Origin of the sequence: Micromonospora sp. GCM10011541 (genome assembly GCF_042650725.1) — a bacterium.
Lineage (GTDB): Bacteria > Actinomycetota > Actinomycetes > Mycobacteriales > Micromonosporaceae > Micromonospora > Micromonospora sicca.
On record NZ_JBHSBP010000032.1, the window covers coordinates 110,391 to 129,256 of the forward strand.

Sequence of the window (18,866 nt, forward strand, 5' to 3'; positions counted from 1 at the left end):
AGACCAGCGCCGATCCGTCAGTCGCCGTTACAGCGCCGCGTCGCCAGCGCCTGGATCGCCAGCTCACGTGCTGCCGGCTCAAGGATCGGCTCATCGTCCGCTTGCTGTCGCCTGCTGGCCGCTGGTTCGGAGGCGGCGACCAACCCCAGCGCAAGCCTGCTGACTCCAGCGTTCCGCGACGCCGAGCTACCCATCGGCACGACCATCCGCGCCGACTGACGCTGGCATGCCTCAACCTCGTCGCCGCCATGCGTGGCTGCGGCGGGCATCGTGCCGGGTGGCGTAGCCGTTGAGCGGGGCGGCACGATTTCTGGCGTGACCGCTGTCGCCCGTGCGCCGCTGTCCAGCCTTGAGGCGGTGCTGGAGCGCCTGGCCGACGTTAACGAGGAAGCGGGCTACACCGTCGCCCGCCTCGCCACCGGCCGCGGCACTGACCTGTTGACCGTGGTCGGTGCGCTACTCGGGGCGCAGCCGGGCGAGGCACTACGGCTGCACGGACGCTGGTCGTCACACCCGCGCTATGGCCGGCAGTCTGCGGCAGACTCCTACACGACGATGCTGCCGGCCACGATCCGCATCCGGCGATACCTCGGCTCCGGACTGGTGAAGGGGATCGGGCCGGTGTTCGCCGAGCGAATCGTCGCGCGTTTCGGCCGGGACACCTGCGGGTGATCGAGGAGAAACCCACCCGGCTGATCGAGGTGCCGGGGCTGGGGGTCCAGCCGCATCGGATGAGCTCTTCACGTTCCTGAGCTCCTCGGCCGTCGCCCCCGCGCCGTCAGCCGCTCGGCGTTCCGAACGGGTCTTCGCCCTCGCCGAGGAGCAGCGGCACGTCGTAGACCGACATGTCCAGCCGGGCCTTCGCGTACCGTACGCGGTGCCGCCACCGCTGGTGCTCGAACGCCACGTCGGCGTCGATTTCCGCCACTGTGGTTGGCTCCACCTGTACGTACCGCAGCGGTTCGGGCTGGTCCAGTTGGCTGGACCAGGACGGGGGCAGGGGTTCCGGCCATGGGTGGGCTACGGCGCCGGGGCGCGGCATCCGCGGCGGCGCGAGCAGCGCGGCCAGCTCCACGGCCTGGTTGGTGGTCAGGGGGTGGGTGCGGCCGGTGTATCGCAGCCGTCCCCGCCGGTCGAATCGGCCGAGCAGCACGGTTTCCGGACGGCTGATGCTGCCGGTCACCCCACCGACGATGGCGTCCGTGACGATCCGGGTCCGGAACTTCGACCAGCCTCGCCGGCCGGGCTCGTACCGGCTGCCCAAGCGTTTGCTCACCACGCCCTCGATGCCCGCCGCGACGGTCCAGTGCAGCAACCAGTCCGACACCTGCCGCATGTCGGCCGTCTGCGGGGTCAGGGTGAGCTGCGCCGGCGCGTCGGCGAGCAGCTGTTCCAGCCGGGCCCGGCGCTGCGACAGCGGCAGGTCCAGGATCACCTGTCCGCCGGCGTCCGCGAGGAGGTCGAACAGCACGTAGTGGGCGGGGCACTGGCGTGCCAGGCGCAGCAGGGCGCTGCCGGCGGTGACTCGTCGCTGCAGCTGCGCGAAGTTGGTTCGGCCGCGCTCCCAGACGATCAGCTCACCGTCGAGGACCACGCCTGGCGGGATGGCCGTCCGGATCGCGCGGGTGATGTCCGGGAAGTAGGTGGTCAGGTTCCGGCCGGCCCGCGATTGGAGGTACACCCCGTCGGTGTCGCGGAAGGCGATCGCCCGCCACCCGTCCCACTTCGGCTCGTGCACCAAGCTGGGGCCCTCGGGCACCGCGTCGACCGGCGCCGCGAGCATCGGCGCGACCGGCCGACGCAGCACCGGTGCCGCCGCCGCGCTTGCCCGCGGGCGGGCGGGAGTCACCTCCAGCCCCGCCTGCGCCGGCCGTGAACGCGTCTCATCATTCGCCCCCCACGTCATCGTGGGTACAAAGGAGGCCGTCTCGGGCGGAGATCCGCGACAACGAATCCGCCCGCGGCTCGCGCCACCGGTGGCGTACGACCAGCCAGCGAGGGAGGACGCTGATCACGTCGCCGCCCGCGACGCCCCAGACCACCTACGCCCCAAGCTCAGCCAGCCCCACCACGGGATCGTCGACCTGCGCGGACTGGCGACGGGCGGCTACTCCCCCACCGTGACGTCGGCGGCAGGCCGCGAACGGACCCTCTGGCGGTTCGTGTGCTATTCGCTCGTGGGACACGGTCGGCGGGCCTGGCGACAACCGCAGCTCCCAGGGGGCTAGCAGATTCGGCCATGATCAGGGCGTTTTCCACGCCGAAGTTCTCCACAGGACCCGGTCCCGCGCTGGCGAGCGGCGGGGCCGGCGGCGAGCCTGAAACGGGTCGGCGAGGTCACCGCTCGGCTGCTGGGCACGGCCACGTGCAGGTGGAGCGCTGGGCGCACGCCCGACCTCGGTGCCGGGCATTCGGAGGAGGACATCCGCGCCGCTGAGGCCGCCGTGGGCCTGCGGCTGCCCGAGGACCTTCGACCCTTTACCGCACCGTGTCCAGCGAAGCGTCTCTGGTTTCCTATGTGATCCTCAGCGAGGCGGATGTTTCGCCGGTGCGAGCGTCCCGGTCGGTGATCGGGGTGGCGTGCACGTGGCGGTGGAAGCCGCGGCCGAGGACTGCCCCGCGAACCCGGTGTGGGTGTCGCTGGGTAGTGGTGGAAATCGTGTGCGGCACCTGGCGTACCGGCCCTGGCGGGTTGGTTTCCTGGGGTGTCCGTCCCGCCGGACGCTTGCCGGCAGATCCCGGTGGGGAGCCTGCCGGGGCGGGAACCTGCCGTCGCAAGGGCAGCAGGCGTGAAGCCTTGACCGTTGCAGGTCGGGTCTGCTTCGGGGTGGGTAGGGTTTTACGTCGATCCCGCTGCGGTCCGACAGTGGCGGCTCGGGTTGGTCGACGGGCCCGGTGACGGACGGGTGTGTCGGTGGCGGTCCGGATCGCGGCGTTGCCGTTACGGTCGCGGAGGGTTTTGGTCTGGTTGGCCAGGCCCCGGGCGGCGATCCGTTGCGACGCGGCGTGGTCACGGTCCATCGACAGGCCACACGAGCAGGTGGCCCACCGGTACCCGGCGGCGCTGCGCTCCGGTGTTTTGACGTGCTTGATCGCGCGGCCGCAGCGGGGACAGCCGGACGAGGTGCCACGGGCGGGAACAGTGACGACGGCGATACCGGCTTTCGCGGCGAGGTGGGCGATGGCGGTGAACACGGCGCCGCGTACCGCACCGGAGAGTCGCCGGTTGAGGCTGCGTGACCCGCCACCGGCCTCGAGGGTGGCGAGGTTCTCGACGTAGATGACGGTGGCGCCGACCGCGGTCGCGTGGTCGACCAGCCACCGCGCCGCCGACCAGGCAAGAGCCTTGTTGAGATGCCGGATCCGGGCGCACACCGCCGTGTGCTCGGCCTCGAGGCGGACAAGCTTTCCCGTCAGGGCCGGGTCGGCGGGGACGTCGGCGGGGCGGCCGTCCCGCAGCCAGGTCACATGGTCGGCTTTGGTTTTCAGGTGTTCGCGGTGGCGGCGTAGCCGCACCAGTTTCGCCGACACACCGGTCGCGTCGAACCGTAACGGACGCCCCCGCACCGCCACGCAGCCGTCCCGGTCGAGGTCGGCCACGGTCGCGGTCAGCAGGGTGTTCACACCCCAGTCGACACCCAGCGCGCGAGTGTGCCCGTCCAACGGCGGCGGGGTGTGCGGGGTCTGCCAGGGCAGGTCAACGCGAACCTTGCCATCGCCGGGCCGCAGCGTCGGCGTGCACACCTTCACCCAGGCGGGCACGATTGCCGGCAACACCACGTCGAAGGCATGCCACACCCAGTCGCGGTACGAGACCGGCGCCGCACACACGGGAAGCTGCGACCACACCCGCACCATGCGGCCGTCGACCCGGTCCACGACAACCTGTTGCCGATCGGCCGCGGCCAGGCTCACCTGCCGCGCCACGGCCGGCGGACCCTCCAACTCACACAGCCCCGCCGGCAGCCGCGCATGCCTGCCGATGTAACCAGCGATCTGCCGGGTGCGGTTGCGGATCGTCGCGTTATCGCATCCTTCGGACAGCACCGCCCGCAACGCCGACCATTCGCCCTCGGTACGGGCGAACGGATCAGCGGGCCACGTGGCCAGCAGTGCGGCAACAACCGCACGACGGTGGCATCCCAACCGCAGAGCGCGGGCGGCTTCCTCCTCAGCGATGCGGCGAACCCGGTCCGACACCACCACACCCGCCGGCGACACGGCACCCCAACCAAGCCGGCGCAACGCCATCCACCCACTGGCCGGCAGACGCCTCCCATCAGCGCCCACCCCACCCGCAAGAACCGCACGGTCCCCATCCGACCAATGCGCAGCGATCACCTCGTCGGCCATGCCCCGAACCAGGTCCGCCAGCCACCCCACCCGTTCGGCCAATATCCGCCCACCCACCGGCCCCTGCACACCGGGCGCGTCGGGCTTACCGCCACACACCGCCCGGTACGCAGTGCACGTCGCGGTCGACGTCAGCACGGAACCCGTCACTACCCAACGTCCCCACCCGCGGCTGCCAGCAGCCGACGCCTGGCCTCACGAGACCGGATCCCATACATCCGGCCCGCGAACGTGGCCACCAGGGACATGAAATCATCCAAGAGTTCCTCGACCCCACCGGCCGAACCCTTCGCATGCAACACCTCGACGCTCACCCCATCACGGGCAAGCAGAGCGGTCAACCACGCGCCGCCGAACCGGGCCAGCCGATCGCTGTGCGTCACTCTCACCACCGTAAACTCGCCCGCCGCCGCTGCCTTCAGCAGCCGGGCAAGTCCCGGCCGGTTCTCCCGCAACCCAGACGCCCGGTCCTTGAACACGGCCACCACCTCGCCGGCAGCCGTAGCCCGCAACTCTGCCTCCTGGGCCACCAGCGACGACTCCTGGCCAATCGAACCAGACACCCGTACATACAACGCCTCACGGCGCGGCCGTACCGCCTCAACGCGTCCGACAAACACGTCGAGCAGGGAAGAGTCGAAACGACGCTCCCGGCCGACCCACGTCACCGCCACGCGTCCCTCATCCGCCCACCGGCGCAGGGTCACAGGATGAACACCGACGTACTCCGCAGCCGGACCCAGACGCAGCAAGGACACGACCGACAACGTAGCACATAGGATCGCTTAGCCAATCAGCCAACAGTGATGCACCCTAACCGTTTGACCGATGCGAGTGGGGCCTGGACTGCCCATGGCTTCGGGCAGAGAAGTCGTACCCGGATGTGGCGGGTTCAGGCGATCAGCAGGCGAAGGCCAAGCTCTGCTGCATCGAGATCGACGAGGTCGCGGTTGCGTTCTGCCCACCGACCTGAGGCGAGATCATCACGGAGGCTGTGCACTGCCCTCTGCTCGGCGTCCGGCCCGACTCTGGCCCAGACCGATACCCCGCGACGAACGTTCTCGTCGAGGTATTCCTCCGGCCGGCGCCAGTAGGCCTCGAAGAAGCCGTCAGCGCAGTCCCACGGGATGAGCACCGGCTCCACGCGGGCTCCGATCGCGCTGGCCAGCTCGGTCAGCGAAGGCCGGTCGACAAGGAGGTCCGCGACTTCAGGAAGGTAATCGCGAGTAAGCCAGAACCGACGAAGCCATCCGGTGTCACTGGTGTCGTGCGTGAACACCACCACGCTGCGAGCAACGCGCCGCATCTCGCGCAGGCCCGCGATCGGGTCCTGCCAGTGATGGATGGTGGCAAAAGCCATCGCTGCGTCGAAGGACTGGTCCTCGAACGGAAGGCTCTCCGCAGCGGCAGCCACGCACGGCGCTGCGCCTGCGGGGCGCTGCGCACGCATGAGCGCCGACGGTTCCACCGCGGTGACGTCACGGTCGGCGGGCTCGTAGGAGGCGGTACCAGCCCCGACATTCAATACCGTCCGCGCATTGCCGAGCGCAGCCCAGACCCTTGCGGCGATCCGCGGCTCGGTGCGCCGAGTCACGGTATAAGTGGCTCCAATGGTGTCGTACAACTGCGCGCCGGACATGTCGCCGCCTCCCTGGCTGTCACCACCCCCGCGCCGCGCACGGGGCCTGGCGTCGCTGCCCTGGAGAGAGTCACGTGCGCACTATTTCACCACATTGGCCGGCCATCGATCCAGCAGCGGCTATCCGCCGGTCACTCTGGCGACACGCGCCGCAACTTCGACACCTGCACCCGCTCGGCCGACTTCGATATCTGCCCCAGCCCGCTTGACTGGAAGCTGTCCTAGAGCTCCTGCACAGGACGTGATAGCAGGCAGAACTCGTTGCCTTCAGGATCAGCAAGCACGACCCAGCTCGCGTCGGAGGGCTGTCCCAGGTCGACGCGTCGTGCACCGAGGGTGAGCAACCGGTCAAGCTCCTCCGCGGTGGACCCGCCGTCGGCACGCAGGTCGAAATGCAACCGGTTCTTGATCACCTTGCCCTCTGGCACAGCCACCACGTCGATCATCGGCCAGGAACGGTCGGAGGCTGCGATGGTGATCACCTCAGCATCCTCATCAACAACCTGCCAGCCGAGAACCGAGCACCAAAAGTCGGCGATCAGTTGTGGTCGGATGGCGTCGATGGCGATGACGGCAAGACGGCTCGGCATGCCGTCATTTTCACCCACCCGCGGCGATGCACCAGCCCCAGCGCGGCGCTCGTCTCGACACAGCCGACCAGATCAAGCACCACAGCCGACGAGTTCGGTACAGGCTCTAGCCGACCCGGTATCGCAGGTAGACCACGCCGCTGCCGAACCGGCGCTCTTCCAGCAGTTCCAGCTCAAGGTGGAGACCGGCGGACAACGCGCGCGTCCCCCCGCCCACCACGACGGGGTTGAGGAAGAGGTGGCACTCGTCCACCAGGCCGGCCGCGAGCGCGTGCGCCGCGAGTCCCGGACCCCCGACGGTGACATCGCGCTCCGCAGCTTTTTTCAGCCGGCGGACGGCGTCCGGGTCGAACTCCCGCTCGAGCCGGGTCCGCGCGCTGGAGACCGCATCCAGCGTCGACGAGTAGACGACCTTGTCGGCCGCCTGCCAGATCCGCGCGTAGTCACGCACGACGGCCGGCTGGTCGTCGCCGGCGGAGGCGGTCTCCCAGTAGACCATCGTCTCGTACATCCGGCGCCCGTAAAGGTAGGTGCCTACCGGCCGTTCCTTGTCGTTGACGAAGGCGTGCACCTCCTCGTCGGGCGCCGCCCAGTCGAAGTCGCCGTTGCCGTCAGCGGTGAAGCCATCGAGCGAGGCGATCGCCGAGTAGATGAGGTTGGCCATGGCGCAATCTTGCCACTGCCCACCCCGTTCGACCTACTACAACCGCGACCAGACCGGGACGGCCGCCTCTGAACCGCCCCGCGTTTGGTAGCGGCCCTGCTGTACCGGCCCTGATCGCGGCGACAGCGATCCCGGTCAGGGCCGCTGACCTGCGGAGGAGTGGGCCGCCAGGGACTCGAACCCTAAACCTATGAATTAACCGCGCCGCGGTTGGATGGAGCCGGATGCGCTGGTGAGTAGCCTGCCTGAGTTGCGCTCGGATGGCTGGCAGTAAGGTCGGTTGCTCTACTTCGGCGCTGTACTGCCGCGCCAGGCTCGGGACTCTGGGCACGGCTGTATGGTCGCGGCGCTCTGCGCCAAGGCTCACCCACCACGAGGGGTATGTCATGTTCAACCACGAGCCGGACGACTACGTGTGCCCCTTCTGCCGTCTGGTGGCGGGCGGCGAAGACGAGCGGCGAATAAACATCCAGCGCGACATCGTGCGGCGTGACGAGTTGGCTACCGCCTTCATCCCGCCGCGCTGGTGGCCGAACAACCACGGGCACGTGGTCGTCGTACCGAACGCCCACCACGAGAACCTGTACGACCTGCCCTCTCGCTACGGGCACGCGGTCCACGACCTGGTACGCAACGTCGCGATCGCCATCAGACAGACATACGGATGCGACGGAACCTCAGTCCGCCAGCACAACGAGCCATGCGGGAACCAAGACGCCTGGCACTACCACGTTCACGTCTTCCCTCGATATGCCGGCGACGATTTCTATGCCTCACGCCCCTACGCGGAGTTCGTGACCGCCGAACGCCGCAGGCCGTACGCCGACAAATTGCGCGAGCACTTCGAGTTGGCGGCACTGCGCTGACCACAGCCGCCCGCTTCGCTGCTTGTGCCATCCCGTCCGCCGTCGACCCACACACCGTGGTGCGGGCCTGCCCCAGGGTGACAAGGTGGAGCGCCACCGCGGCCGGGAGCGTCATTAGTCGTAGTAGAAGTCGGCGGCCTCCCCGGCCCGCGCTGGTGCCTTGATCTTCAGCGGCTTCCCGTGATCGCTCATCGTGGTGGTCATCGTCAGCTTCAGGCCCGTGCTGGGGGTGAGCTCCGCCCTGATCGAGGTGACCCAGCCCTGGTCGTCGGTCGTGATCGTGAACGGCGACAGGGGCATGCCGATCGAGACGACACTCGGTGCGCCCACGGGGAGGAACGACTTGACGTCTTTACCATCCGGGTCGAAGCGGCCGGTGTAAGAGTGCGGGCCGGTCCGCTGCACTGAGGCGATGGTCGAGGTGAACTTCTTCAGGCCGGTCGGGTCGAGCCAGTCGAAGCGCAGGAAGGGATCGTCCCGCCTCACCCGCTTCAGGTCGACGTGCACCCAGTCCTTCTCGTCGGCCGGCCGCACATAGCTGTCGGCGCCGATCACGATCCGACTCCCGGCCGAGGGGTATTTCCCGCCGGTGACCGTGATCGTCGCCTGGAAACGGCGCGCCTTTGGGTCGAAGGCACCGCTGCCCTTGACGCGCTGACCCTCGGGCAGGTCGCCCCGCACCGTGTATCGATGGGCGACGTGCACTGGCGGGAACAGCATCGTCGCTTCCGGGCCGGTCTGGACCCCATGACAGGCGAACGTGACCCGTACGCAGGCATGTTCGACGGCTGGACCGACAGTCCCGCCTGACGCGTGACCCTGCCCCTGCTAACTCAGACGTCTCACAAGGCGCTTCCGGCAAGAGTCGCAATGTCCGCTGACGGCCATTGGGTCCAGGGCCGACGCGAGATCCGTACGGGCACGTGTGGCCTGGGCCGCCGCCGTTGATGTCAATGATTGATGTCAAGCCGCCATGACCCTGACCCCTGATCTTGCGAAGATCTTCTCGGTCGGGCAGTCCCGTCCCTGCGCGGTGTTAGCCAGCGGGCCGCGGCCGATTGGTGACGCTGCTGATCTTCGCCGGCCAGCCCGCCATGAGGTAGCGGCTCCGCGACAAGGGGGTGGGGGCGCGGGGATCCCGCGCCCCCACCCGTCGTGTCGAGTCTCAATCGACGTGGAATCGGTCGCTGGCGGCGAGTTCCGCGAGCTGCTCGACGGTGAACGGCAGCTTCTTCAGCTCTGGCAGGACTCCGAAGCGGTGCGCGTAGGGGTCGGGGCTCGAGATCTGGGCGACTTTGACCACCGCCCCATCGGGGTGCCGGTACCCGGCCCACTGGGCGAACTGCGGGGGGTCCTCGTTCTTCCAGTGGGATTGGGCCACCCCTACCTTCGCCTGGCCGACGGTCACCAGCTGGCATTGTCCGCGGGAGGAGGGGTAGATCTGTAGCGTCAACTCGCAGCCGTCACCCTGCAACCGGGTGAGTGGGGAGTGCCCGGTGTGCACCTCGACCAGTACCAGACCCGTTTGCTTTCCTTGACGTATCGAGAACGACGCCTGGTACACCCAGTCGCCCATCCAGGTAGGGCGGCCAGCCGTCCCCATCGAACCCATCGGAACCATCGCAACCGGATTCAACGAGTCTTCGACCACGGTGTATCCGGCGGGTACGACGGCGATGAGCTCGTTGAGCATTGCCTGTGCCTGCTCCTTGCCCGCGGTCCACTCCACCTGCGACGGGCGACTCCTCGGATCGACCGTGCTGCTGGATGACGGCTTCGTACCCGCCGGGCTGTAGCGACTCCCGCTGCCCAACACGCCGGTGAACCCGACGGCGGCGACCAGCACGACCGCTGTCGCCGACCCGGCGCAGAACGAGACGACACGGCGGCGGAAGCGGGCGCGGCGACCGGCGACCAGCGCGTCGGCCGTGCTCATCGGCTGGGGTGGACTGGTTGCCGCCATGGTGCGGCGTAGCGCTCCTCGAAACTCGTCCTCATTCATCGAATTGCCTCCCTGTAGCGGCCAAAGTAGGTGCCAGCAGCCGGCGCAGCGTTTCCAGGCCCCGCGCCGCCTGGCTTTTCACCGTTCCGGGCGAGCACTGCAGCAGCGACGCGGTTTCCTCGACGGACAGGTCCTCCCAGTACCGGAGGACCAGCACCGCCCGCTGGCGCGGCGGTACGTCCGTCAGTGCCCGCAACAGCACGAGCCGCTCTTCCGGCGAGTCCGCGGTCATGGCCTGTTCCGTCGCCTCACCGTCCACGCGTTCCCGTCGCCACCAGCCGCGGCGCCGCTCATCGAGAAAGGTTCGCAACAGGATCTGCCGTACGTACGCGTCGAGCACCTCGTGCCGGGATGCCCGGTTCCAGGCCAGGTACAGCTTGGTGAACGTGGACTGGACCAGGTCCTCCGCCCGATGCCAGTCGCCGCACAACAGGTAGGCGGTCCCGCGCATCGCGTCTGATCGTGCCGCGAAGTACGCCGCGAACGCGGCGTCACGATCGCTCATCCGATGCCTCCGATTCTCGAGTCGGGATAGTCACGCAGGGTCTGGCTCCGGGGGTTGCATCAGATGTGAATCTCGCGGGGCTGCAGTTGGAAGCCGCGCGGCTGCTCGGAAGGCCCCGTGGAGTCAGACAGCTCAGGTGATCGATGCCCCGGTACCGACGAAAGGGTCATAGTCGACCCAATAGCGGATCGACCGCGTCCGGTGAAGAATCTGCCAGCCCATCCATTCCATGTCTCTGGGCGACGGCAGCCGGGCCGGCGAGGCACGTGCAAGCCCCGGTCGCGCTACTGCTGCTGACCGCAGTCTGGTGGTCTGGCAACGCCGATCCCGAAGTGCCCTTCTGCTCGCCGATCTGGACGTGCATCCTCGGGTGGCCATGCAGATTCTTCGACACGTGCAGTTCGCCATCACGATGGAGATCTACACCGTGGTGTCCTCGGCGGCCACCCGCGACGCGCTCAAGCGACTCGGCAAGGTGCTCGACCGATGAAGGTGTCTCGCCGGTTCGGTCAGGTGCTTCGCGAGGACGGGTCAGGACCGGGCGGGGCAGCCGTCGTCAGGTTGTCCCGGCAGAATCAGGCCATGCGGCGGAGAAAGGCCGGGAGAATCCTGGCGGTGTCGGGCACGATGCTCATGCTGATGACCGGGTGCGGTGGCTGGCAGGACGGCAAGGACCTGGCTCAGGCGAAGGAGCGCACCAGGGACGACGCGTGGCAGCAGACGCGCGACGTGCAGCGAATGATCGAGTACGACCATGCCGACCGGGCCGACCTTTTCATCCGCTCTGCCGGACGAGTGAAGGGCGTCGAGGTGATGCAGGTCAGCGGATCGACACCCGACACGGGCGACGGGGTGGTCCTGGTGATTCGCGTGCACGGCCGCACCCCGATCGTCGACTCGTGGAATCGGCGCACTGGTGAGCAGTTGGTCCTGCCGCACTGCTTCCGGCTCGTCTACGACCGCACCGTCAGAGATGAACCGGTCGGCGCAGCCCATCCGGCCGACCTGGTGGAGTGCCCCACCACCGCACCGCTCAGCATTTCGGCGAGTCCCGAACTGCCCGCCGGCGCCCGCTGACGGCCAGGCTTCCTGGCGCTACCTGGGCCTACTGCTGCATTTCGCTGCTGTACTGGCCCTGATCGCGGTATCGCTGAGCACGGTCAGGGCCTCCTTACATGACCTGCGGTGGAGTGGGCCGCCAGGGACTCGAACCCTGAACCTATGGATTGCGGGCGAGGTGGTCGCTGACGGTTTCGTGCGCCGGCCACAAGCCCCGGCTGGCTGGTTGGAGGTTCCAGCGGTCCGGTGCGTTGCTGTACTTGTCTTCTGTACGGCGACCGAGGGGCGCGACGGGGCTACGAACGTCGGCGGGGAGCCAAAGCAGCTGCCCCTGCCGAGCACTCTCGGCGACAGCTGCGCCGCCGACCTGCCCATGCCTCGGCGCCTTGCGATCCGGGGACACTCACGCAAGCATGCCGAGGTCGCCGAGCTGGTCGAGCAGGGGTGCGAAGCGGGTGATCTCGTTGGTCTTGCCGCGACGTCGGTACTGGCCAGCACGACACCGGTGGCCTGGTTCTGCGGCGGCGAAGACGTGCCGGGCAATAGTGTCGCCGGTCCAGGAGCCGCGCGACGTCTTGCCATCCACGGCGATCGCCCGGTGTGTTCCCGCCGCTGGCACGAGGAGTTGCGCGGCGAGCCAGGCGGCGATCACCATGCCAGCCGGTCAGGGTCCAGGGCCTATCGCCTGCGACGTACCGTCGCGAAAGCTACAGAGGTTCGATCCTCTACCCACCACCAGGTGCGAGAACGGCCCCTGACCAGAAGAAACGCGGTCAGGGGCCGATCTTGTCTGGTCCCGCTGAGTCCAACCGTTACCCGCCGTCGCTCATAGTCTCGTGGGGAGGATCAGGACGCCTGGTTCAGGCTTCAGGGAGTCGGACAGAGCCACGGATCCGATCAGCTGGGGCACTTGCAGGCCTGACCGGCAGCAGGTGCCGCCGACCGGTACCCCTCCAAAATTCGTTCTGTTAGCCGGCTGGCAAGAGCAGGCGGAGCGCCAGCGTGGTGGTCCAGGCGAAGGCAAGGGTGACCGCGACGGCGAGTCGTACGCTGAGCCCCTCCTGGCCGGGCCAGGCCACCAGCACGAGGCGACGACTCCGATCGCCGCGCTGTCGGCCGCCCAGCCCTGCTGCCGCATCATGACGGCCCGGCGGACCACAACGAAGCAGGCCAGCACCAGGGCGGTGAAGGCGAGCGGCGGGGCGATCGCGTGCCCGATGCCGTGCCAGCTCATCGGGTCCGGGTTGCCTTCGGGGGCGCCGGGCGGGAAGCTGAGTCCGCCCACGATCAGGCCGAGGCCGAAGACACCGAAAAGCGATGGCCCCCAGGTGCCCGCCGGGCCGGGGCGCAGCACCCGCCGCAACCCGACGGCGTATGCAACGCTGAGCAGGCCCGCGACGATGAACGCGGACATCTGAATCCAGCCCAGGGTGCCGAGGGAAGGCGGCGCGACCAGCGGTTCCGCGTTGTCGGACACGGCGGAAGATTTGCTCGTCATCACCGTCTCCTCGGATCCCGGGTCAGCAGGCCAGCGGCTTGCCGGTCTCGAGCAGCGTCTTGAGGTCGCTGAGCACCTCATTCCAGCCGCCGCCGGCGTTGGGCACCTCCCCGGCTACCATCGCTTCCACGCTGGGCGCGTCGGCACGTCGTGGAGCACCGTCAGCCGGGTGACGCCGGGGCTGGTCTCGTCGATCTCGTAGGTCAGGCGGGTGGCCGGCTCGGCGGCGGCCTCCGAGCCCCAGACTGGGTGCCAGGTCTGCACCAGCCGGCGCGGCGGGTCGACCTCGACGACCTCGCCCTCGATGGCCACCTCGGGCACGCCCGCGGCCGTCATCTCAGGGCTCGCGAGGCCGCGGTACCGGCCGCCGGGGCGCAGCTCGTAGTGGGCGGGCGACCGGTAGCCGTACCGCTCGCTCCACTACGGGTCCGTGATCGCCGTCCAGACCGCTTTCGGCGTGGCCTGGATGTAGATCCGGTCGCCCTGGACGGTACGCGTGGTGCTGGTCATCACTTGTCCTCCAATTCGGTTTTCAGGTCGACGAGTGCCGCTGGAGGAGTTCGTCGACCTGGGTCCGGGAGATTCGTGATCGCTGCCTCGCCGCCGGTGTCCCGTTCTTCCTCAAGCAGATCGGCGGGTCAACTCCCAAAGCAGGCGGGCGCGAGCTAGACGGCCGGACCTGGGACCAATACCCTGCTGCAATGACGGCCGGGTGAGCCTGCTGCCCAGCCTCCACTCGGCGAAGCCGCCGAGGCCCGTTGCCTAGCGTGTCGCTCGCCGACGTTGTGTACATGAGGGCAGATCGCCGAGCTGGAGAGGAGGCGGAGGGCGCCGTGCCGGATGAGGACAAGAAGCGAGCAGCGCACCGAGCCCTGGTGGATCGCGTCCTGAACGGAGAGGGCAGGGCATCTCCGGAGCAGCGAGCTCGTGCCTTCAGCAACGCCGACATCCCCCCGCCCTTGCACGCGCTGATCGGCAAGGTCGCCACGAGGCCGGCGCAGGTCACCGACGCGGACTTCGCTGCGGCAAAGGCATCGGGCTTCAGCGAGGACCAGCTCTTCGAGCTGGTGATATCCGCTGCGGTCGGCCAGTCCGCCCGGCTGTATGAAGCGGGACTGGCAGCCCTGGCGGAGGCAACCGTCAACGGGGAGGCGGATAATGCGACTTGACATCCTCAACCGCGGTTACGGCCCCGGGACCAAGTTGCTGTTCGGGCTTATCCGGGTGTTCTCCGGGCACCCAGTACCAGACGCCGCCAAGCTGGTTTTCTACCGGCCCGGCTTCTACGGCGCCCGGGCGAAGAAGTTCACCCACGAGGCGATGCGTGGGCCTTCCGCCTGGACGGTGGCTGACCGAGAGCTCATGGCGGCCTTCGTGTCGAAGGTAAACGAGTCTGCGTTCTGCGTCGGCGCGCACACCGCGACGGCGGGGCAGGCGTACCAGGACGGCGCGAAGGTTCATGCGGTGCTGGCCGACCTGGAATCGGCCCCCGTCGAGGACGGGCTCCGGGCAACGCTGCGGATGCTCGGCAAGCTGACCCGGGAGGGAAAGGTGGGCGCCGAGGACATGCGGCAGGTGCTGTCCGCAGGTGTCTCACGCCAGCAGGTCGAGGACGCGCTGGCGGTCTGCGCCGCGTTCAACACGACCGACCGGCTCGCCGACGCCTTCGGCTTCGAACTGCTCAGCCCCGAGGGCTTCGAGGCAGGAGCCAAGTACCTGCTCAAGCGGGGTTACCGATAGCAGCAGGACCGCTTAGGGTAAGGAGGCAAGCAACTTCTCTGGGGCGTGTCAACGATCGAGTGAGGCCGATCCCGGGAAGTTCTGTGGGTGGTTGCTTCCGCTCAGCTGGATCTTCCAGCCACTGCCGCGATGATCACGGCTGGCTCGATGCTGATTGGCCGATCGCTGACCTGCCCGTCGCCCACTTCGAATACCCGCCACACGCCGTCGGCGCGCAGCGCCAGGTCCACCGTCACGAACGGCAGGCCCAATGCGCCGATCAGCGGTGTGAGCCAGCCCAGGTCAATCTCACCCGGCGGTTGGTCGTGTGGGGTGTCCGGGTGCGACCCGATCAGGACGCACCCGCCATCCACCCACCAGGTCCGCACCTCCGCGGAGGTGAACGGCTCGAATTCGCGCAGCACGAACCCGCCGACGAAGTTGTCCTCCCGCAGCTGCCGCAACCGGCTGGCGACCTTCCACGCGGCGTCCCCATCTCCGACGTCCGCAACGAACGCAGCCTCGTCCCAGTAGTGCTTCATCGACTTCACGTAGTCACGCACGACGGCCGGGCCCGCACCGAAAGCAAGCCGAGCCTCGTCGAAGTCCGCCCGGTCTGCGCCCGTAGTCCACGCCGAGCGTGGCGTGACCGCCGCCAGCGTGGGATACCAGCCGGGCAACTCGTGCGCCCGCCGATATTGCTCGGCAGTCGTGCGGACGGTCACGCCCCGCTTGGCGAGCACGTCCGTGAAACGGACGTACCGTTCGCTGCGTAGCATCCAGCCTCGATAGATGGCCGTGCCGCCGCTGGGCACGGGCGCCACCGCCCGCTCTGCGTCATCGCCTCGGGCCAGCGCGTCGTGGTCAACCACAGCAACGGTCAAGCCGGCTTCTCGAGCCGCTTGCGCCTCCGGCGCAAAATGCTCATCCGGACGGCGCGGCCGCAGCGGGTCGCAGGGAACGAGAAGCATCATGCGCCCGATGCTGCCCGACCCGGCGGCATGACCTCCAACGGTTATCCGCCCTCGCGCCGTCGGCGGCATGTGCGGACACCCCTGCCTCCGACACCCGGTCATCGGCGAGCTGCACCTGACCTTCGAAGTGCTGGAACTGGGCGCCGACGACGGCCTGAGCGTGGTCGCCTACGGCACCGAACCGGGCACCGCCTCCGAAGACGGACTACGCCTGCTTGCCAACTGGTCAGCAACACAGAACCAAGACGCGGGCACCGACGCCATCAACAGTCCCGGTAACCGTCGGAGCGTGAATGGGAGACTGCCACGAGAGTCACCCATCACGTCGGCGACGTACTAGCAGCACGTGACCAGACCCCGTCTACTGGTCCAGAGGCTTTAGAGATCGTTTCACTTTGAATTGTGGAGTGTCCGTAGGCAGATGGCGGCGCAGGCCAGGCTCAGCAGGACTTCATGGATGTCGGCGCGGCGATAGCGGAGAGTACGTGGATCCCGTCAGCGCCCGATATGCCGCAGACGCACACCCCCGTCCCCTGGGCTCGCACTTGACCTCATGACGCGGAACGCCATCCCGTCGCCGAGACCGCGCCGCATCAACTGTCACCGCCGGAGGTCGCTTGGTCCCGGCGGTCAGGGGCGCGCCGGGTATTGAAGCGCGGTGAGCAAGTGACTGTGCAAGTTGGCGTTGGAGTACAGGCCACCGCCTTGATCGCCCGCATGTCCTCCGGTTCGATCGGTGAAACGGCCGCCCGCTTCCTCGACGAGAAGAATCCATGGCGCGTGATCCCAGATGTGGTAGCGCTCGACCAAGAAGGCATCGATTTCGCCACGAACAAGCTCGACGAGCGGGAGGGGGCTTGCCGGTGCGCGGGCCGCGCTCGGTGGGAGACGGGCTCTGGACGCATCGTCCAGAGCATCGAGCCGAGCATCAGCCAACATCGAAGTGGTGCTGACTTCAAGGCGCTTCGATTCGGCCTCCTCGCGTGGCCAGGACGACTCGAAAGAACCGCCGCCTCGGGTCGCCCACCAGCAGCGTCGCAGCGCAGGAGCGGTGACGACCGAGATCTCAGTGCTCCCGGCAACCTCCAGCGCAATGTGAACTCGCCAGTTCGGGTCACGCCGACTGAAGAACGACGTGCCGTCAACCGGGTCGATGATCCAGACCCGATCGGACTCACCGAGTTGACCAAGTTCCTCGCCGAGGAGCGCATCTTCTGGCCTCGCCGCAGACAACGTCTCGCGAAACAATCGCTCGACTGCCCGGTCGGCTTCCGTGACTGGTGTGCCGTCGGCCTTCAGCGTTGCCGAAACGCCAGACTCGAAGTAAGCGAGCGCGAGGTCCGCCGCCAGATCCGACGTGTCGAACGCGAGTTGTAGGTCATCAGCGCTGTCCACGACCGACGAAGCTATCAGCCCAGACCGCCCGCCCTCAAAGTGCCTTTGGAGGACAGGGCAAACGTTGTGGCACGAGCTCGACAGCGAGGGACGTACGGGTTCTGCCACGGGCAGCCGGGGGTCGATGAACGACAGCCCCACCCGCCCGGCGCACTCGTCTGCAGGGCCTGGCAGATCAGCTCGAGGCCGTTGTGGCAACGAATCGCCACCGGCCACCGCCCCCGCGTGGCGGCGATGCGGCCGAGCTCGGCGACGAGATCGTCGCCGGTGGCGACCTGACCGCCGAGGGCTTGCCGGGTGTGCTCGTCGATCACGTTCGCGATCTTGATCGGACGGCCGTCAGTGGTCGCGTCGAACTGGAAGTCAATCGCCCAGACCACGTTGTCAGTGGTCGTGTCAGGGGCGTGTCAGGGGGGTGACAGGCCGGGTCCCGATAGTTGGCCGCATGACAACTTCAGCGATTGCGGTCTCAGGACTGCGAAAGGCCTACAAGGACAAGGTCGTGCTCGACGGCATCGATCTTGATGTCTGCGCGGGAACGGTGTTCTCCCTACTCGGCCCGAACGGGGCGGGTAAGACGACGACGGTGAACGTGCTGACCACGTTGATGAAAGCCGACGGTGGCACGGTCCGCGTCGCTGGCCATGATGTCGCAACCGAGGCGAAGGCGGTGCGCGCGGCGATCGGAGTCACCGGTCAGTTCGCTGCGGTGGACGAGCTGCTGACGGGGCAGGAGAACCTGCAGTTGATGGCGGATCTGAACCGCGCGGTCTCCGGCGACGGCAAGCGGGTCGTCACGGAGCTGCTGGAACGCTTCGATCTGGTGGAGTCGGCGCAGAAGTCCGCGTCGACCTACTCCGGGGGTATGCGCCGGAAGCTCGACCTGGCGATGACGCTCGTCGGCAACCCGAAGATCATCTTTCTGGACGAGCCGACGACGGGACTGGACCCGCGCAGCCGCCGCACGATGTGGTCGATCATCCGTGCCCTGGTCGCCGACGGCGTGACCATTTTCCTCACCACCCAGTACCTCGAGGAAGCCGATCAGCTCGCCGACCGCATCGCGGTACTCGATCAGGGCCGCCTGGTCGCCCAGGGCACTCCCGACGAGCTCAAACGCCAGATCCCCGGGACCCACGTCCGGCTCCGGTTCACCACCGCCGCCGAACTCGACGCGGCCGCGCGGGTACTCACCGACTCCACGCGGGACGACGAGGCACTGACCTTGCGGGTTCCCAGCGACGGCGGCACGAAATCGCTTCGGGCTCTGCTGGACAGGCTCGATGAGCACTCACTCAGTGCCGAGGAGTGCTCCGTGCACACGCCCGACCTCGACGACGTTTTCCTCGCCCTGACGGGCCACGCCACGGAGGTGGACGCGAAATGAGCGCCCAGTCCCACTCGTTGGTGATGTTGCGTCGCAACTTCAAGCACATCGCCAGGAACCCGACCTCGGTCTTCAACGCGGTCCTGATGCCGATCATCATCATGTTGATGTTCGTGTACATGTTCGGGGACGCTTTCAACGTCGGTGTCGACTGAGGTGATCTCAGCAAGGTTCGGCGGCCGAGTGGGGATGACACGGGCGTAACGTCCATACCG

The 18,866-nt window shown here is 68.0% G+C and carries 20 protein-coding genes and 5 pseudogenes; 10 read left to right on the forward strand and 15 right to left on the reverse strand.

The window, feature by feature from the left end; translation table 11 throughout:
• Nucleotides 1–306 precede the first annotated feature (306 nt).
• Nucleotides 307–716 (forward strand): annotated as a pseudogene (locus ACFOYX_RS13590) (ATP-dependent RecD-like DNA helicase); the annotation flags it as partial.
• Nucleotides 717–778: 62 nt separating this feature from the next.
• Here ACFOYX_RS13590 and ACFOYX_RS13595 read toward each other — a convergent pair.
• The 6 genes and pseudogenes from ACFOYX_RS13595 to ACFOYX_RS13620 form a co-directional block, all read right to left on the reverse strand.
• The gene (locus ACFOYX_RS13595; RefSeq protein ID WP_236648527.1) at nucleotides 779–1,807 is read right to left on the reverse strand and encodes an ATP-dependent DNA ligase; all 1,029 of its coding nucleotides are present in this window, start codon (nucleotides 1,805–1,807) and stop codon (nucleotides 779–781) included.
• Nucleotides 1,808–2,514: 707 nt separating this feature from the next.
• Complete coding sequence (locus tag ACFOYX_RS13600) at nucleotides 2,515–4,353, reverse strand: zinc ribbon domain-containing protein (RefSeq protein ID WP_322440842.1); 1,839 nt, start codon at nucleotides 4,351–4,353, stop codon at nucleotides 2,515–2,517.
• Nucleotides 4,354–4,502: 149 nt separating this feature from the next.
• Nucleotides 4,503–5,111 carry an IS607 family transposase gene (locus ACFOYX_RS13605; RefSeq protein ID WP_322440841.1) on the reverse strand — a complete coding sequence of 203 codons (609 nt, stop codon included), beginning with the start codon at nucleotides 5,109–5,111 and terminating at the stop codon, nucleotides 4,503–4,505.
• 134 nt (nucleotides 5,112–5,245) lie between these two features.
• Nucleotides 5,246–5,986, reverse strand: a pseudogene (locus ACFOYX_RS13610) (class I SAM-dependent methyltransferase); the annotation flags it as partial.
• 227 nt (nucleotides 5,987–6,213) lie between these two features.
• Nucleotides 6,214–6,582: a VOC family protein gene (locus tag ACFOYX_RS13615; RefSeq protein ID WP_322440840.1), complete on the reverse strand. Its 369-nt coding sequence runs from the start codon at nucleotides 6,580–6,582 to the stop codon at nucleotides 6,214–6,216.
• A gap of 106 nt (nucleotides 6,583–6,688) precedes the next feature.
• Complete coding sequence (locus ACFOYX_RS13620; protein ID WP_322440839.1) at nucleotides 6,689–7,246, reverse strand: dihydrofolate reductase family protein; 558 nt, start codon at nucleotides 7,244–7,246, stop codon at nucleotides 6,689–6,691.
• A gap of 386 nt (nucleotides 7,247–7,632) precedes the next feature.
• Between ACFOYX_RS13620 and ACFOYX_RS13625 the strand changes: the two genes are divergently transcribed.
• Nucleotides 7,633–8,112, forward strand: coding sequence for an HIT domain-containing protein (locus tag ACFOYX_RS13625; RefSeq protein ID WP_322440838.1), 480 nt, complete (start codon nucleotides 7,633–7,635; stop codon nucleotides 8,110–8,112).
• Between the two features lie 114 nt (nucleotides 8,113–8,226).
• On the opposite strand, the gene ACFOYX_RS13630 is transcribed toward ACFOYX_RS13625, so the two are convergent.
• From ACFOYX_RS13630 to ACFOYX_RS13640, 3 genes are all read right to left on the reverse strand, one after another.
• Nucleotides 8,227–8,793: a hypothetical protein gene (locus tag ACFOYX_RS13630; RefSeq protein ID WP_322440837.1), complete on the reverse strand. Its 567-nt coding sequence runs from the start codon at nucleotides 8,791–8,793 to the stop codon at nucleotides 8,227–8,229.
• 484 nt (nucleotides 8,794–9,277) lie between these two features.
• Entirely contained in the window at nucleotides 9,278–10,114 is an 837-nt protein-coding gene (locus tag ACFOYX_RS13635; protein ID WP_322440836.1) for a hypothetical protein, read from the reverse strand.
• On the reverse strand, nucleotides 10,107–10,619 hold the full coding sequence (locus ACFOYX_RS13640) for a SigE family RNA polymerase sigma factor (protein WP_322440835.1): 513 nt from the start codon (nucleotides 10,617–10,619) through the stop codon (nucleotides 10,107–10,109). Before ACFOYX_RS13640 ends, ACFOYX_RS13635 begins: the two co-directional genes overlap by 8 nt.
• A 331-nt stretch (nucleotides 10,620–10,950) precedes the next feature.
• On the opposite strand from ACFOYX_RS13640, the pseudogene ACFOYX_RS13645 reads away from it, so the two are divergent.
• Together ACFOYX_RS13645 and ACFOYX_RS13650 are read left to right on the forward strand one after the other, a co-directional pair.
• Nucleotides 10,951–11,109: pseudogene (locus ACFOYX_RS13645) on the forward strand (site-specific integrase); the annotation flags it as partial.
• Nucleotides 11,106–11,696, forward strand: coding sequence for a hypothetical protein (locus ACFOYX_RS13650; RefSeq protein WP_322440834.1), 591 nt, complete (start codon nucleotides 11,106–11,108; stop codon nucleotides 11,694–11,696). The pseudogene ACFOYX_RS13645 and the gene ACFOYX_RS13650, both read left to right, overlap by 4 nt.
• 385 nt (nucleotides 11,697–12,081) lie before the next feature.
• Here ACFOYX_RS13650 and ACFOYX_RS13655 read toward each other — a convergent pair whose 3' ends face one another.
• From ACFOYX_RS13655 to ACFOYX_RS13665, 3 genes are all read right to left on the reverse strand, one after another.
• Entirely contained in the window at nucleotides 12,082–12,333 is a 252-nt protein-coding gene (locus tag ACFOYX_RS13655; RefSeq protein WP_322440833.1) for a hypothetical protein, read from the reverse strand.
• A 171-nt stretch (nucleotides 12,334–12,504) separates the two neighbouring features.
• Entirely contained in the window at nucleotides 12,505–13,176 is a 672-nt protein-coding gene (locus tag ACFOYX_RS13660) for a DUF998 domain-containing protein (RefSeq protein WP_322440832.1), read from the reverse strand.
• A gap of 114 nt (nucleotides 13,177–13,290) precedes the next feature.
• Nucleotides 13,291–13,554: an SRPBCC domain-containing protein gene (locus tag ACFOYX_RS13665; protein WP_322440943.1), complete on the reverse strand. Its 264-nt coding sequence runs from the start codon at nucleotides 13,552–13,554 to the stop codon at nucleotides 13,291–13,293.
• Nucleotides 13,555–13,748: 194 nt separating this feature from the next.
• Here ACFOYX_RS13665 and ACFOYX_RS13670 point away from each other — a divergent pair.
• The 3 genes and pseudogenes from ACFOYX_RS13670 to ACFOYX_RS13680 form a co-directional block, all read left to right on the forward strand.
• Nucleotides 13,749–13,892: pseudogene (locus tag ACFOYX_RS13670) on the forward strand (DUF5131 family protein); the annotation flags it as partial.
• 117 nt (nucleotides 13,893–14,009) lie between these two features.
• The gene (locus tag ACFOYX_RS13675) at nucleotides 14,010–14,345 is read left to right on the forward strand and encodes a hypothetical protein (protein ID WP_109800402.1); all 336 of its coding nucleotides are present in this window, start codon (nucleotides 14,010–14,012) and stop codon (nucleotides 14,343–14,345) included.
• Nucleotides 14,335–14,916: a carboxymuconolactone decarboxylase family protein gene (locus tag ACFOYX_RS13680; protein WP_109800393.1), complete on the forward strand. Its 582-nt coding sequence runs from the start codon at nucleotides 14,335–14,337 to the stop codon at nucleotides 14,914–14,916. The genes ACFOYX_RS13675 and ACFOYX_RS13680 overlap by 11 nt, the downstream gene beginning before the upstream one ends.
• A gap of 101 nt (nucleotides 14,917–15,017) precedes the next feature.
• Here ACFOYX_RS13680 and ACFOYX_RS13685 read toward each other — a convergent pair whose 3' ends face one another.
• Entirely contained in the window at nucleotides 15,018–15,869 is an 852-nt protein-coding gene (locus tag ACFOYX_RS13685) for an ATP-grasp domain-containing protein (RefSeq protein ID WP_322440831.1), read from the reverse strand.
• A 67-nt stretch (nucleotides 15,870–15,936) separates the two neighbouring features.
• Between ACFOYX_RS13685 and ACFOYX_RS13690 the strand changes: the two genes are divergently transcribed.
• Nucleotides 15,937–16,209 carry a hypothetical protein gene (locus ACFOYX_RS13690; protein WP_322440830.1) on the forward strand — a complete coding sequence of 91 codons (273 nt, stop codon included), beginning with the start codon at nucleotides 15,937–15,939 and terminating at the stop codon, nucleotides 16,207–16,209.
• 290 nt (nucleotides 16,210–16,499) lie between these two features.
• Here ACFOYX_RS13690 and ACFOYX_RS13695 read toward each other — a convergent pair whose 3' ends face one another.
• Together ACFOYX_RS13695 and ACFOYX_RS13700 are read right to left on the reverse strand one after the other, a co-directional pair.
• Nucleotides 16,500–17,264, reverse strand: a complete 765-nt coding sequence (locus ACFOYX_RS13695; RefSeq protein ID WP_322440829.1) for an inositol monophosphatase — start codon at nucleotides 17,262–17,264, stop codon at nucleotides 16,500–16,502.
• A gap of 14 nt (nucleotides 17,265–17,278) precedes the next feature.
• Nucleotides 17,279–17,644, reverse strand: a complete 366-nt coding sequence (locus tag ACFOYX_RS13700; RefSeq protein WP_377534000.1) for a hypothetical protein — start codon at nucleotides 17,642–17,644, stop codon at nucleotides 17,279–17,281.
• Nucleotides 17,645–17,709: 65 nt separating this feature from the next.
• Here ACFOYX_RS13700 and ACFOYX_RS13705 point away from each other — a divergent pair, with 65 nt between their 5' ends.
• Nucleotides 17,710–18,651 carry an ATP-binding cassette domain-containing protein gene (locus ACFOYX_RS13705; RefSeq protein WP_322440828.1) on the forward strand — a complete coding sequence of 314 codons (942 nt, stop codon included), beginning with the start codon at nucleotides 17,710–17,712 and terminating at the stop codon, nucleotides 18,649–18,651.
• Nucleotides 18,648–18,803: pseudogene (locus tag ACFOYX_RS13710) on the forward strand (ABC transporter permease); the annotation flags it as partial. The gene ACFOYX_RS13705 and the pseudogene ACFOYX_RS13710, both read left to right, overlap by 4 nt.
• Between the last annotated feature and the right edge of the window lie 63 nt (nucleotides 18,804–18,866).